Source organism: Streptomyces sp. 4N124, assembly GCF_052245395.1.
In the GTDB taxonomy this organism is placed as follows: domain Bacteria; phylum Actinomycetota; class Actinomycetes; order Streptomycetales; family Streptomycetaceae; genus Streptomyces.
The window spans coordinates 349,178-362,160 of record NZ_JBQQBS010000001.1; the positions used below are offsets into that span (position 1 = coordinate 349,178).

Sequence of the window (12,983 nt, forward strand, 5' to 3'; positions counted from 1 at the left end):
GATACACGCCACACGGGTTTGGCGCTGTATCAAGCGACGGCTCAGTGACTCTGACTGACGACCGACGCCTCTGTGGGAGGGGACACGCGATGGCACCTCAGCGATTCCATGAGCAGTTCGACCAGATCCAGCGCTCCATGCCCGACGTGCCGCTGGCGATGGGGCCGGACGACTCCGCCGAGTTCTTCTACGAGAAGGGCGTCGTCCTCGCCCGCGACGGGGAGGAGGCCCGGGTCGTCGAGGAGACCGTGCGCACGCACTTCACCGAGGCCACCGGCCTCACCTCGGAGCGGGTGCGCCGGGCGGGCCCGGAGACCAACCGGTCCGGTATCACCCGCATCCAGGTCGGCGACCCCGGCCACGGGGACCGCCGCGGTGACCGTGCCGTCGCGGGCGCCCTGCGTGCCCTGCGGGGGGCGGAAGAGCGCACCGGGCGCAAGCTGGTCAGCCGTAACCATGTGGTGTCCACGACGGTCAACGCCTGCAATCCGGCGGAGCCCGTGCCCGCCCTGCTCAGCCAGACGCCCAACCCGTCCGCCGCCGAGGCGTCGTACGACCCGGACACGGCCGTCGGCGTGCTGGTCATCGACACCGGCTTGGTGCACGACTACCGCTCCTACCCGCTCATGGCGCATGTGCAGGGGGACGCCCAGATCAAGGAGTGCGACGAGAACGGAATCCTCCAGCAGTACGTCGGCCACGGCACGTTCATCGCCGGACTCGTCGCGGCCCTGTCGCCCAACACGGACATCGACGTCAGCAACACGCTCAACGACGCGGGCGCCATCCTGGAGTCAGAGTTCGGCGAGAAGCTCTTCGACGCCGTCGACCGGCATGGCTGGCCGGACATCATCAGCCTCTCCGCGGGCACGCCGAACGGCACCGCGACCGGGCTGCTCGGCGTGGAGAACTTCATGCAGGCACTGCGGAACCAGCCCCGCACCCTCCTCGTCGCCGCCGCCGGAAACAACGCCAGCGCCACGCCGTTCTGGCCCGCCGCCTACGCCGACCTGCCCGATTACCAGGACGTCGTGCTGTCGGTCGGCGCGCTGCGCAGCGACGGCGAGTTCGGCGCCTGCTTCACCAACCACGGTTCCTGGGTCAAGGTCTACGCCCCCGGCGAGCAACTGACGAGCCCGCTCATCGGCTTCGACGCTCCCGTGCCGTACGTGTACCAGCACACCACGTACGACGCCTGCCGGTTCGGCTTCTCCTACCTGTGCACCTGCGTGCACCCCCGCCACACCGGTGAACTGACCTCGGGTTCGGCCAAGCCCGACCAGGTGATGTTCGAGGGGTTCGCGCACTGGAGCGGGACCTCGTTCGCCACTCCCGTGGCCGCCGGTCTGGTCGCCGCCCATATGACCGCGCACAAGGAGGCCGACGCCCGCGCCGCCCGACGGCAGCTGCTCGCCGCGAACACCGAGTTCGCCGAGGTGCGCGGGGCGCACGTACCGGCGCTGCGTCCGTCGACCTGGCGCCCGGTTCCGGTCGTCCAGCACCCGGCAGGCGCATGACTGCCGGAACCGCCCCTTCCACGGCGTACCATGACGTGCCGTACACGAGGGGTGGGGCCGTGGACCGTGCAGATGTCGGCGCGCTCGTCCAGTCAGCCGTCGACGGCGACGCGGCGGCCTGGAAGGCGCTGGTGGAAGGGCTGAGCCCGCTGGTGTGGTCCGTCGTGCGCGCGCACCGGCTCTCCGACGCCGACGCGCACGAGGTGTACCAGACCGTGTGGTTCCGCTTCGCCCAGCATCTCGGACGCATCCGAGAGCCCCAGAAGGCAGGGGCGTGGCTGGCCAGCACCGCACGGCACGAGTCGCTGAAGGTGCTCAAGAGCTTGAGGCGGCTGACTCCCACGGACGACGCCCAGCTGCTGGACCGGGTCAGCGAGGACCGCACGCCCGAGCAGTCGGTCATCGACTCGGAGGACGCCGCGGCCCAGACCGAGCGCATCCGGCGGCTGTGGCAGGAGTTCGAGGAACTGGGCGAGCGCTGCAGGCAGTTGCTGCGGATGCTGATGGCCACACCGCCGCCCAGCTACCAGGAGGTGTCCGCCGCACTGGGCATCGCCGTGGGCAGCATCGGGCCGTTGCGCCAGCGCTGTCTGCGACGCCTGAGGGCCCGACTCGAGGGAGCGTTGTGAACGAGACCGACGACGAGCGCTTCGGCGACGAAGAAGGGCTGGAAGAAGGGCTGGACGAGGACCTGGCCGACGGCCTGCTGGACGAACTCCGCCAGGCCGCCGCGATCCTCGACCCCGTCCCGGCGGAACTGCGGTGCAGCGCCGTCGAGGCGTACGCGCTGCGCGACCTCGACGCCCGGCTGGCTGAGTTAACGTTCGACTCGCTGATCGACGCGATCCCGGTCAGAGGGGTCACGGACGCGCCGCGGATGCTGACCTTCCGCTCGGGGGACGTGACCGTCGACGTGGAGGTCACCGGGCAGGGGCTGCTGGGCCAGGTGCTGCCGCCGCAGTCGGCGAGCATCGAGGTGCTCAGCGGCCCGTCGGCCGCTCCGCCCACCACACTCACCTCCGACGACATGGGCCGCTTCACCAGCGACGCACCCCCGACCGGCCCGTTCGCCCTGAGGCTGCGGACCGGCGGCGAGGTCGTCGTCACGGAGTGGCTGCGGGCCTGACGGGGTGGGCGGGCGCGCCTCGGGAGAGTCAGGGAGCCGCCCGGCCGGCCGGGCGCGGGCGGGGTCGGGGCGCGATGCCCGGCACGCTCGGAACCGCCCGACTCACCACGCGCACGGCAGGGTCTGCGGCCCGCGGATCATCGTCTTGCGGCGCCAGACGACCTGGTCGGCGGGGACGGCGAGTCGCAGACCCGGCAGCCGGTCCAGCAGTGTGTCGATGAGCAGTTCGGTCTGCAGGCGGGCGAGGACGGCACCGGTGCAGTAGTGCGAGCCGTTGCCGAAGGCCAGGTGCGGGTTGGGGGCGCGGTCGAGGTCGATCCGGTTCGGCTCGGGGAAGACCTCCGGGTCGCGGTTGGCGGCCAGGTAGGAGACGTAGACGGCATCGCCCGCGGCGATGCGCCGGCCGCGCAACTCGACGTCCTCCAGGGCGATACGGGCCAGGCCGACGGAGCTGCGGTGCGGGATGTACCGCAGCAACTCGTCCAGGGCGGCGTCCCGTACCTCGGGCCTGCTGCGCACCCCCTCCATGAGCTCGGGCCGGGTGAGCAGCAGGTAGAGCATCTGGCCGCAGTTGTGGGTGACGGCCTCGCCGCCGATCTGCAGCGGACCGGCGAGGCCCACCGCCTCCGTCTCGCTGATCTCGCCGCGCCCGACGGCGGTGCCCAGCAGCGAGTACACATCGTCGCCCCCGCTGCCACCGCCGCGGATCGTCTCCGTGATCCAGGAGTACATGCCGTTCTTCGCACGATCGGCGGCCTCCGCGCCACCGGACGTGGAGATGATCTGCCGCGTCCAGGCGTGCACCTGCTCCCGGTCGGCGGCGGGTACGCCCATGACCTCGCTGACCAGGTTGATCGGGAAGGGCTCGAGCACCCGCTCGATGAGATCCGCGGGAGGCCCGTCCTGGACGACGCCGTCCACCAGGCCGTCGAGGATCTCCTGCGCCCGGGGCCGCAGCCGCTTCATCGCACCCACGGTGAACGCACCGGCGACTGCCTTGCGCAGCCGGTTGTGGTCGGGCTGGTCGGCGAAGGCGAGCGAACCCGGCCGGGGCTTGAAGTGCGGGGCCATCCGCGTCACCTGACGTTTCGTCACCTCCGCCCGGCCGAACCGCGGATCGTTGGTGATCATCTTCACGTCGTCGTAGCGAGTGGCCAGCCACGCCCACCCCTCGCCGTGCGGCAGCCGGATGCGGGTCAGCGGGCCCTCGCGCATGAGGTCCGCGAGAAACGGGTCGAACTCCGTCCCGTTCAGGTCGAGCGCGGGCCAGTCCCGTACCGGCGGCGGGGCCTGGTCGGTGAGCGTGGTGGTCGTCTCCTCGGTCATGCCCCCACCCTCACCGCCCCCGCCCCGTCTGTCGCGCGGGAGTGCTCCAGCCGGAGGGCCGAAGGGTCGGAGGGTCAGTGCGGCACGGCGTCGACGAGCCGCGCCAGCGCCGAGGCGAGCCGGGACAGCCCGCTCCCCGCAGGCCCGCCCGGCTCCGTCATGTACGTGTCCCGCCGGATCTCCACCATCAGTGCGCTCACCCGCGGCTCGGCCCGGTGGAACTCCAGCGGCACATACGTACCGCTGAACGGGCTGTCCAGTCCCACCTCCCCGAACGCCTCCCGGGCGGCGGCCACCAGCTCGGGCGGCGTGTGGAAGGAGTCGGTACCGAGACAGACGGGCGGCCGGGGCCCCGATCCGTGCAGCTCGTACGGCAGCGGGGCGCTGGGATAGGAGTGCACATCGATGATCACGGCCCGCCCGGCGGCCTCCAGCCGATCCGCCACGCAGTCCGTCATGGCTTGTGCGTACGGTCGGAAGTACGTGTCGATCAAGGGCTCGGGGTCGGTGCCGTCCGCCCGCAGCACACCCCGCTGAGTGGTCCGCGTATACACGGCACCCATCCCCACGGCGAGCATCTCCTCCCGCTCGTCCGGAAACCGCTCCGGATCGACGACCAGCCGGGAGAGCCGATTGACGAACCGCCAGGGCGTACCGGCGCACAACTCGGCCGCCGCGTCCGCGAGTTCAGCCGTGTACGCGTCGGTGATGCGATCGAGCTCCCGCTCCAGCGCGTCATCGTCCAGCACAATGCCCGAGCGCACGTCAGCCGGTATGTCCCGCGCCCCGTGCGGCACATGGAGGATCACGGGGGAGTCTTCGGCACCGGGCAGCAGCTCGAAGGAGGGCGGTGAGTGGCGGGACATCGGGAGACTCCTCACAAGCTGCGGGCATGCGTGCCGCCTGGGGCGGCACGGGTGGGCGCAGGCGGCACCCCGTCAGCGCCGGGCTGCGCGACCCACCCCGCACCCGGCACCGCGTACGGCTCCGCCCCGGCCGGGACACCGACCGGGGCGGAACGGAACACAAGCGGGCCGTAAAACCCCGCCCCTACGTCAGCTCAGCGACGCGAGCGTCTCGTTCCACGTCACGGACGGCCGCATCACCGCCGCGGCCTTCGCCGGGTCGGGCTGGTAGTAGCCACCGATGTCCGCCGGGTTGCCCTGCACCGCGTTCAGCTCCTCGACGATCTTCTGCTCGCTCGCGGCGAGCGTCTCCGCGAGCGACGCGAACGCCTTCGCCAGATCGGCGTCGTCGGTCTGCTTGGCCAGCTCCTGCGCCCAGTACAGGGACAGGTAGAAGTGGCTGCCGCGGTTGTCGATGCCGCCGACGCGACGGGTCGGGGACTTGTCCTCGTTGAGGAAGGTCGCCGTGGCGCGGTCGAGGGCGTCGGCGAGGACCTTCGCGCGGGAGTTACCGGTGAAGTCGGCGTACTGCTCCAGAGACGGCACCAGCGCGAAGAACTCGCCGAGCGAGTCCCAGCGCAGGTAGTTCTCCTTGACCAGCTGCTGGACGTGCTTCGGCGCGGAGCCGCCGGCGCCCGTCTCGAACAGGCCGCCACCCGCCATCAGCGGCACGACCGACAGCATCTTGGCGCTGGTGCCCAGCTCCAGGATCGGGAACAGGTCGGTGAGGTAGTCACGCAGGACGTTGCCCGTCACCGAGATCGTGTTCTCGCCGCGGCGGATGCGCTCCACCGACAGCTTGGTGGCCTCGACCGGGGCGAGGATGCGGATGTCCAGGCCCTCGGTGTCGTGCTCCGCCAGATACGCGTTGACCTTGGCGATCAGCTGCGCGTCGTGCGCGCGGGTCTCGTCCAGCCAGAACACCGCCGGGGCGCCGGTGGCGCGGGCGCGGGTGACGGCCAGCTTGACCCAGTCGCGGATCGGGGCGTCCTTGGTCTGGCAGGCGCGGAAGATGTCACCGGCGGAGACGGTCTGCTCGATGACGGCGTCGCCGTTCTGGTCGACCAGCCGGACCGTGCCGGTGACCGGGATCTCGAAGGTCTTGTCGTGGCTGCCGTACTCCTCGGCCTTCTGCGCCATGAGGCCGACGTTCGGGACGGAGCCCATGGTCGACGGGTCGTAGGCGCCGTTGGCGCGGCAGTCGTCGAGCACGGCCTGGTAGACACCGGCGTAGGAGGAGTCCGGCAGCACCGCGAGGGTGTCGGCCTCCTGGCCGTCGGGGCCCCACATGTGGCCGGAGGTGCGGATCATGGCCGGCATGGAGGCGTCGACGATGACGTCGGACGGCACGTGCAGGTTGGTGATGCCCTTGTCGGAGTCGACCATCGCCAGCTCCGGGCCCTCGGCGAGCTCGGCGTCGAAGGAGGCCTTGATCTCGGCGCCCTCGGGCAGGGACTCCAGGCCCTTGTAGATGCCGCCCAGACCGTCGTTCGGGGTCAGACCGGCGGCGGCGAGCTTGTCGCCGTACTGCGCGAACGTCTTCGGGAAGAAGGCGCGGACCACGTGGCCGAAGACGATCGGGTCGGAGACCTTCATCATCGTGGCCTTGAGGTGCACGGAGAACAGCACGCCCTCCGCCTTGGCCCGGGCGACCTGCGCGGTCAGGAACTCGCGCAGCGCGGCGACGCGCATCACGGAGGCGTCGACGACCTCGCCCTCGAGGACGGGTACGGACTCACGCAGAACGGTGGTGGAGCCGTCGTCGCCCTTGAGCTCGATACGGAGCGAACCGGCCTCGGAGATCACGACGGACTTCTCGGTGGACCGGAAGTCGTCGACGCCCATCGTCGCCACGTTCGTCTTGGAGTCGGAGCTCCAGGCGCCCATGCGGTGCGGGTGGGTCTTGGCGTAGTTCTTGACCGAGGCGGGGGCGCGGCGGTCGGAGTTGCCCTCACGCAGGACGGGGTTGACCGCGGAGCCCTTGATCTTGTCGTAGCGGGCCTGGATCTCCCGCTCCTCGTCGGTCTTCGGGTCGTCCGGGTAGGCCGGCAGCGCGTAGCCATGCGCCTGCAGCTCGGCGATCGCGGCCTTGAGCTGCGGGATGGACGCCGAGATGTTCGGCAGCTTGATGATGTTGGCCTCGGGCGTCTTGGCCAGCTCGCCCAGCTCGTGCAGGGCGTCCGGGATGCGCTGGTCCTCGGTGAGGTACTCCGGGAACACCGCGAGGATGCGGCCGGCCAGCGAGATGTCCCGCGTCTGAACGGCGACACCCGCCTGCGAGGCGTACGCCTGGACCACCGGCAGGAAGGAATACGTTGCCAGGGCCGGGGCCTCGTCAGTGTGCGTATAGATGATGGTCGAGTCAGTCACCGGGTGCTCCGCTCCACGTCTGCAACATTGCTCGACATCAAGATATCTCGTGGTCGACCTCGGCTCGACAGGGGTCCTCGCACGGTTTCGCGGATTCTGTGCATCTTCTGAGCGATCCCAAGCGTCTGATCTTGTGATCGTGCACCTTGATCGCACTTCGATCGCACTTCATCCGACGGCCGGACCTGACCACCCGGCCGCCCGAGCGAAAGCGGACCATGAGATATCGCAGCAGAGTGACCGCCCCGGCCGCCCTGATCGGCACCGCCGCGGCCCTGTCCGTCGGCGCCCAGGCGCACGCGGCCCCGGCAGCCACGGGCACGCCCGGCCCGGAGACGTTGGGGGACCCCGTCTACCCGAGCCTCGGTAACGACGGCTACCGCGTGTCGGCCTACCACCTCGACCTCGCCTACGACGCCACGACGAAGCTCGTCGACGCCACGGCCACCCTGAAGATCACCACCACCCAGGAGCTGACCCGCTTCTCCCTGGACGCCCTCGGCCTGGACATACGCACCGTCACCGTGGCCGGCCGCACGGCCGCCTTCGAGCAGGCCGACGAGAAGCTGCGGGTCACGCCCGCCCGGTGCCTGCCTGCGGGCAAGAAGGTCGCCGTCGCCGTGACGTACACGGCGGACCCGCGCCGCACCCTCGCGCACACGGCGTGGATCCCCACCCCGGACGGCTTCGCCGTCTGCCCCCAGCCGGACTCGGCACACACCGTCTTCCCGTGCAATGACCACCCCTCGGACAAGGCCGACTTCACCTTCCGCATCACCGTGCCGGACGGGCTGCGCGGCGTCGCCAGCGGCCGGCTCGTCCGCACCGAGAAGTTGGACGGCGGCCGGGCCGCGTACACGTACCGCTCTCGCTCGCCCATCGCCACCGAGGTCGTGCAGGTCACCGTCGGCGACTATCTGATCAAGGAACGCCAGGGGCCGCACGGGCTGCCGCTGCGGGACGTCGTCCCCGTCTCGCGGGCCACCGCGTTGGAACCGGCGCTCGCGCTCACGCCCAACCTGGTCGGCTGGCTCGAGGCCCGACTCGGCGCCTACCCCTTCGAGACGTACGGTCTGCTGCCGGTCAACGCCGACATCTCCGAACTCCCCGGTGGGTTCACCGGCCTGGAGACGCAGACCCTCACGGTGTACCGGCCGGGTTACCTCCTCCAGGAGGAGCCCAGGATCGGCTCGCACATGATGCACGAGCTGGTCCACTCCTACTTCGGCAACCTGGTCTCCCCGGCCACCTGGGCCGACCTGTGGATCAACGAGGGCCACGCCGACTTCTACGGGCTGCTCTACCGCTACGAGCGCGGCTGGCCGGACTCCATCGGCATGACCACGATGGAGGCCCGGATGAAGCACACCTACGCGCAGGGCGACCAGTGGCGCCGCGACTCGGGCCCGGTCGCCGCCCCGAACGCGGCCAACCTCTTCGACTCCCAGCGCTACCTCGGCGGCGTCCTCGTGCTCTACGCCCTGCGCAACGAGATCGGGGAGACCGCGTTCAACGCCGTGGAGCGCGCCTTCCTGGACCGCTTCCGCAACTCCTCGGCGTCCACGGACGACTACATCGCCCTCGCCTCGGAGGTCTCCGGCCGTGACCTGTCCGGCTTCCTGCGGGACTGGCTCTACGGCACGAAGACCCCGCGGATGTCCGGCCACCCCGACTGGACGGTGACCCCGCCGAGCTCGTCACTGCGGCGGCCGGAGAACCGGACGGACGGGCACCACGACAACTCGGCCACCCTGTAAGGAATCAGTCGAGTAAGGAATCAGCCGAGCCGGGCGGAGGGGATTTCGCCCGGCTCGACCACGATCTCCGCGCCGCGCTGCTGCGGAATCGACACCGCGCCCTGCTGCAGGGCCACCGTGCGGGTCGGGGAGGGGATGCGGATGCCCTCCTCGTGGTAGCGCTTGTGCAGGCGCTTGATGAACTCGTGCTTGATCCGGAACTGGTCGCTGAACTCGCCGACGCCCAGGATGATCGTGAACCCGATGCGCGAGTCGCCGAAGGTGTGGAAGCGCACCGCCGGCTCATGGTCCGGCATGGCGCCGGTGATCTCGGTCATCACCTCGGCGATCACCTCCATGGTGACCCGCTCCACGTGCTCCAGGTCGCTGTCGTAGGCGACCCCCGCCCCGAGCAGGATGGTCAGGTCCTGCTCGGGGCGGTTGTAATTGGTCATGTTCGTCCCCGCCAGCTGGCCGTTGGGGATGATGACCAGGTTGTTGGAGAGGTTGCGGACGGTGGTCTGCCGCCAGTTGATGTCGGTGACATAGCCCTCCTCGCCGCTGCTGAGGCGGATGTAGTCACCGGGCTGGACGGTCTTCGAGGCGAGGATGTGGATGCCCGCGAAGAGGTTGGCGAGCGTGTCCTGAAGCGCCAGGGCGACCGCGAGACCACCGACACCGAGGGCGGTGAGCAGCGGGGCTATGGAGATACCCAGCGTCTGCAGCACCACCAGGCAGCCGATCGCCATGACCACGACCCGGGTGATGTTGACGAAGATCGTCGCCGACCCGGCGACCCCGGAGCGGGCCTGGGTGACCGTGCGGATCAGGCCGGCGACCATCCGGGCCGCCGAGATCGTCACGACGAGGATCAGCAGAACGGTCAGGCCCTGGTTGACGTTGCGATGAACCGTCCTGGTGAGCGGCAGCGCCGCCGCCGCGGCCGCCGCGCCGGCCACCACCGCGGCCCACGGGACCACGGTCCGCAGCGCGGCGACGATGACCTCGTCGCCAGTCCAGCGGGTGCGGTCCGCGTGCTTGCCCAGCCAGCGCAGCAGCATCCGCAGCAGGAACGCCGCCAGCAGGCCCGCGGCCATCGCGATACCGGCGATGACCAAGTCGTGCATGGTGAGTTCGCGGTTCACCGGTCACCTCCGGTGAGAAGATCCGCGGGGACATTCCTCGCCGACAGCCGGATGTGAAGTCTCGTCACGTGGTCACCTGCTCGCTTCCGTGATGTGCGCCTCGCGCCGGACAGGTCCTTCGATGTCCGGCGCGAGGGCTCATCCTGCCGTATCGGGCACAGGAGTTCGTACCTGGACCGATGCCCGGATCGCGCAGCTCAGACGATTCCCTCGGCCAGTTCGGCCTGTTCCCGGTCGTCGCCGTAGGCCGCTGTGGTGGGCGTTCCGTACGAACGCCGGGCGACGAACCACCACACCGTGGCGAGGACGAGTACGACAGCGAGGGCGACGGAGGCGTAGTTCATTGTGTCGACCGTCACTGGAGACGACTGGGGCAGGCAGAACAGCACCGTCACACAGGCCACCCACGCCACCGCGGTCCAGCCGATGGGCCTGCTCCACCGGCCCAGGTTCCAGGGTCCGGGCTGGAAGCGGTCGCCCGCGCGCAGCCGCAGGAACACGGGGATGACGTAGGCGGGCGTGATGCCGATGACGTTGATGGCGGTGACCGCGCCGTACGCCGTCGCCGAGTACAGGGACGGCAGGGCGAGGACGCAGGCGACCGCCACCGACAGCCAGACGGCGGCGACCGGGGTCTGGGTGCGGCTGCTGACCTTGCGCCACAGCTGGGAGCCCGGCAGCGCGCGGTCCCGGCTGAACGCGAAGACCATGCGGCTGGCCGCGGCCACTTCCGCGTTGCCGCAGAACAGCTGGGCGACGATCACCACGAGCAGCAGGGCGCTCGCTCCGTCCGTGCCGAGGCCGTCGAGCAGGATCTGCGCGGGCGGCACGCCGGTCTCGCTGGCGCGTGTGGCGTCGTAGTCCTGGATGGCGAAGGTGAGGCCCGCGAGCAGCACGAAGCCCGCGATCCAGGAGACCCAGATGGCGCGCACGATGCCGCGGGCCGCCGACACCGAGGCGTTGGAGGTCTCCTCGGAGAGGTGGGCGGACGCGTCGTAGCCGGAGAAGGTGTACTGCGCGAGCAGCAGGCCGATCGCGGCGACGTAGACGGGGTTGGACCAGCCGGTGTCGTTGACGAACTCGGTGAAGACGAAGGACGGCGACTGGTGGTGGTCGGGGACGATGGCCAGCGCGCCGACGATGACCGCCACACCGGCGAGGTGCCACCACACGCTGATGGAGTTGAGGACACTGACCAGCCGGACGCCGAACAGGTTCAGCGTGGCGTGCAGCAGCAGGATCACCATGAAGATCAGGAACGTCTTCTCCGGCGTCGGCTCGAAGCCCCACTGGAGGTTCATGAACGCGCCGGTGAACAGGGCGGCCCCGTAGTCGATGCCGGCGATCGCGCCCAGCAGACCGAGCAGATTCAGCCAGCCCGTGTACCAGCCCCAGCGCCGGCCACCGAGCCGGTCGGCCATGTAGTACAGGGCGCCCGAGGTCGGGTACGCGCTCGTGACTTCCGCCAGCGCGAGTCCGACACACAGCACGAACAGGCCGACACCGGCCCAGCCCCACAGCATCACGGCGGGACCGCCGGCGCCCATGCCGAAGCCGTACAGGGTCATGCAGCCGGACAGGATCGAGATCACGGAGAAGCTGATGGCGAAGTTGCCGAAGCCGCCCATACGACGGGCGAGCACGGGGCGGTAGCCGAGTTCACGCAGGCGCTGTTCCTCGTCGTGGGGCGGGACGCCGGACGGAGCGGGGGTGCGGGACATGCGGAACCTACCTCCGGGAGAGGACGGGGTCAGGGGTGTGGGCGTAAGTCGTCCGCGGCCGACCGGGTGCGGGCGCGCGCCTGGAGGAAGACCTCCACCGCCTGGCTCCGGTCGCCCCCGTCGGAGGTGCGGTAGGCCCAGGGGACAGGCGTCCAGTACGGGCCCAGCGCGTCGAACACCCGGGCGGCGTCCGGGAACCGGAGCGCGCCCCACAGGGCGTGGGCAAGGTGGTTGAGGTCCAGCAGGGAGCGCTCGGCAGGACGGCTGAGTTCAAACCAGGAGCGGAACGCCTGGCGTGCCTCGCGGGTGGCGTCCTCCGCCACCCAGTGCAGATCGAGCGCGGCGTCCCGCCCACCCGAGCGGCGGTAGCGCTCCACCCGCACATACAGCGGCAGGACATGCAGCGCCGAGCCCGGCGGCGCCGAGTCCGCGGCCCAGTGCGCATACCCGGACGCCTCCGCCAGCCGCCCGTTGGCGCCGCGCCCGTAGAGGAACTGCAGCATCCGGTGGTGGGCCTCGCGGTTGTACGGGTCACGCTTGTCGGCCTCCGCGAGCAGCCCCCACGGGCCCGGCGGCAGCATCGGCTCGGGCGGTTCCCAGCGGTGCTCGGACCAGCGCCGGCCCCGGTCCAGCTGGGCCAGCGCCAGCAGGCACACCCAGGGGACCGGGTCGTGCGGTGCGGTGCGCGTCGCCGTCTCGCACGCCTGCCATGCCTCCTGCCACAGCTCGTGCGTACGGCGGTGCTCCTCCCGGTGTGCCCGCAGGGCGCGTTCCACGGTGACCCGGGCGTGCATCACGACGGCCGGGACGCTGTGCGGCTCCTCGGACAGCCAGGCCCGCACCACGTCGGTGCCGGCCGCCGCGGTCGCGAGGACCTGGGTGCGCTGCGTCCACTGCCACCACTCCCTGGTCTCCAGCAGGAGACCGCGCATCGCCATCCAGCGGCCGGTGCGCAGCTCCTGGAGGGTGGCGCGCAGCGCGGAGTCGTGGCCGGCGGGATCGTAGGCGGGGCGTGCTCCTTCTCTGGCCATCAGTCGCCCGTCCCCGGAAGAGGGCAGGTCGGGACGGCAGACTGGAGTAACAACAGCCCTCCTCCGGGCGGCAGTTGAGGAGTCGCGCGGTTCGGCGGTCACTATA

The 12,983-nt window shown here is 70.6% G+C and carries 10 protein-coding genes; 4 read left to right on the top strand and 6 right to left on the bottom strand.

The window, feature by feature from the left end; genetic code table 11:
- Positions 1-89 precede the first annotated feature (89 nt).
- The 3 genes from ACTWQO_RS01585 to ACTWQO_RS01595 are packed head-to-tail and all read left to right on the top strand — an operon-like array spanning position 90 to position 2,643.
- On the top strand, positions 90-1,517 hold the full coding sequence (locus ACTWQO_RS01585) for a S8/S53 family peptidase (protein ID WP_443235352.1): 1,428 nt from the start codon (positions 90-92) through the stop codon (positions 1,515-1,517).
- Positions 1,514-2,146 carry an RNA polymerase sigma factor gene (locus tag ACTWQO_RS01590; protein ID WP_443235353.1) on the top strand — a complete coding sequence of 211 codons (633 nt, stop codon included), beginning with the start codon at positions 1,514-1,516 and terminating at the stop codon, positions 2,144-2,146. The genes ACTWQO_RS01585 and ACTWQO_RS01590 overlap by 4 nt, the downstream gene beginning before the upstream one ends.
- 38 nt (positions 2,147-2,184) lie before the next feature.
- A complete protein-coding gene (locus ACTWQO_RS01595) occupies positions 2,185-2,643 on the top strand; it encodes a hypothetical protein (protein WP_443235420.1) in 459 nt (152 codons plus the stop codon).
- Positions 2,644-2,745: 102 nt separating this feature from the next.
- Here ACTWQO_RS01595 and ACTWQO_RS01600 read toward each other — a convergent pair whose 3' ends face one another.
- The 3 genes from ACTWQO_RS01600 to ACTWQO_RS01610 all read right to left on the bottom strand — a co-directional run bounded on the left by ACTWQO_RS01600 (position 2,746) and on the right by ACTWQO_RS01610 (position 7,244).
- Complete coding sequence (locus ACTWQO_RS01600; RefSeq protein WP_443235354.1) at positions 2,746-3,969, bottom strand: cytochrome P450; 1,224 nt, start codon at positions 3,967-3,969, stop codon at positions 2,746-2,748.
- 74 nt (positions 3,970-4,043) lie between these two features.
- Complete coding sequence (locus tag ACTWQO_RS01605) at positions 4,044-4,835, bottom strand: N-formylglutamate amidohydrolase (protein ID WP_443235355.1); 792 nt, start codon at positions 4,833-4,835, stop codon at positions 4,044-4,046.
- Positions 4,836-5,024: 189 nt separating this feature from the next.
- Positions 5,025-7,244 (bottom strand): NADP-dependent isocitrate dehydrogenase, encoded by a 2,220-nt coding sequence (locus ACTWQO_RS01610; protein WP_443235356.1) that lies wholly within the window; start codon positions 7,242-7,244, stop codon positions 5,025-5,027.
- 218 nt (positions 7,245-7,462) lie between these two features.
- Here ACTWQO_RS01610 and ACTWQO_RS01615 point away from each other — a divergent pair, with 218 nt between their 5' ends.
- Complete coding sequence (locus ACTWQO_RS01615) at positions 7,463-9,001, top strand: M1 family metallopeptidase (protein ID WP_443235357.1); 1,539 nt, start codon at positions 7,463-7,465, stop codon at positions 8,999-9,001.
- A gap of 20 nt (positions 9,002-9,021) precedes the next feature.
- Here ACTWQO_RS01615 and ACTWQO_RS01620 read toward each other — a convergent pair whose 3' ends face one another.
- From ACTWQO_RS01620 to ACTWQO_RS01630, 3 genes are all read right to left on the bottom strand, one after another.
- Positions 9,022-10,125 carry a mechanosensitive ion channel family protein gene (locus tag ACTWQO_RS01620; protein ID WP_443235358.1) on the bottom strand — a complete coding sequence of 368 codons (1,104 nt, stop codon included), beginning with the start codon at positions 10,123-10,125 and terminating at the stop codon, positions 9,022-9,024.
- 197 nt (positions 10,126-10,322) lie between these two features.
- Entirely contained in the window at positions 10,323-11,846 is a 1,524-nt protein-coding gene (locus ACTWQO_RS01625) for an amino acid permease (RefSeq protein ID WP_443235359.1), read from the bottom strand.
- 29 nt (positions 11,847-11,875) lie between these two features.
- Complete coding sequence (locus tag ACTWQO_RS01630) at positions 11,876-12,877, bottom strand: hypothetical protein (protein ID WP_443235360.1); 1,002 nt, start codon at positions 12,875-12,877, stop codon at positions 11,876-11,878.
- Between the last annotated feature and the right edge of the window lie 106 nt (positions 12,878-12,983).

Coding starts and splice junctions, on each gene's coding strand:
- ACTWQO_RS01585 (WP_443235352.1), top strand. CDS start 90: ATGGCACCTCAGCGATTCCATGAGCAGTTCGACCAGATCCAGCGCTCC.
- ACTWQO_RS01590 (WP_443235353.1), top strand. CDS start 1,514: ATGACTGCCGGAACCGCCCCTTCCACGGCGTACCATGACGTGCCGTAC.
- ACTWQO_RS01605 (WP_443235355.1), bottom strand. CDS start 4,835: ATGTCCCGCCACTCACCGCCCTCCTTCGAGCTGCTGCCCGGTGCCGAA.
- ACTWQO_RS01625 (WP_443235359.1), bottom strand. CDS start 11,846: ATGTCCCGCACCCCCGCTCCGTCCGGCGTCCCGCCCCACGACGAGGAA.
- ACTWQO_RS01615 (WP_443235357.1), top strand. CDS start 7,463: ATGAGATATCGCAGCAGAGTGACCGCCCCGGCCGCCCTGATCGGCACC.
- ACTWQO_RS01630 (WP_443235360.1), bottom strand. CDS start 12,877: ATGGCCAGAGAAGGAGCACGCCCCGCCTACGATCCCGCCGGCCACGAC.
- ACTWQO_RS01600 (WP_443235354.1), bottom strand. CDS start 3,969: ATGACCGAGGAGACGACCACCACGCTCACCGACCAGGCCCCGCCGCCG.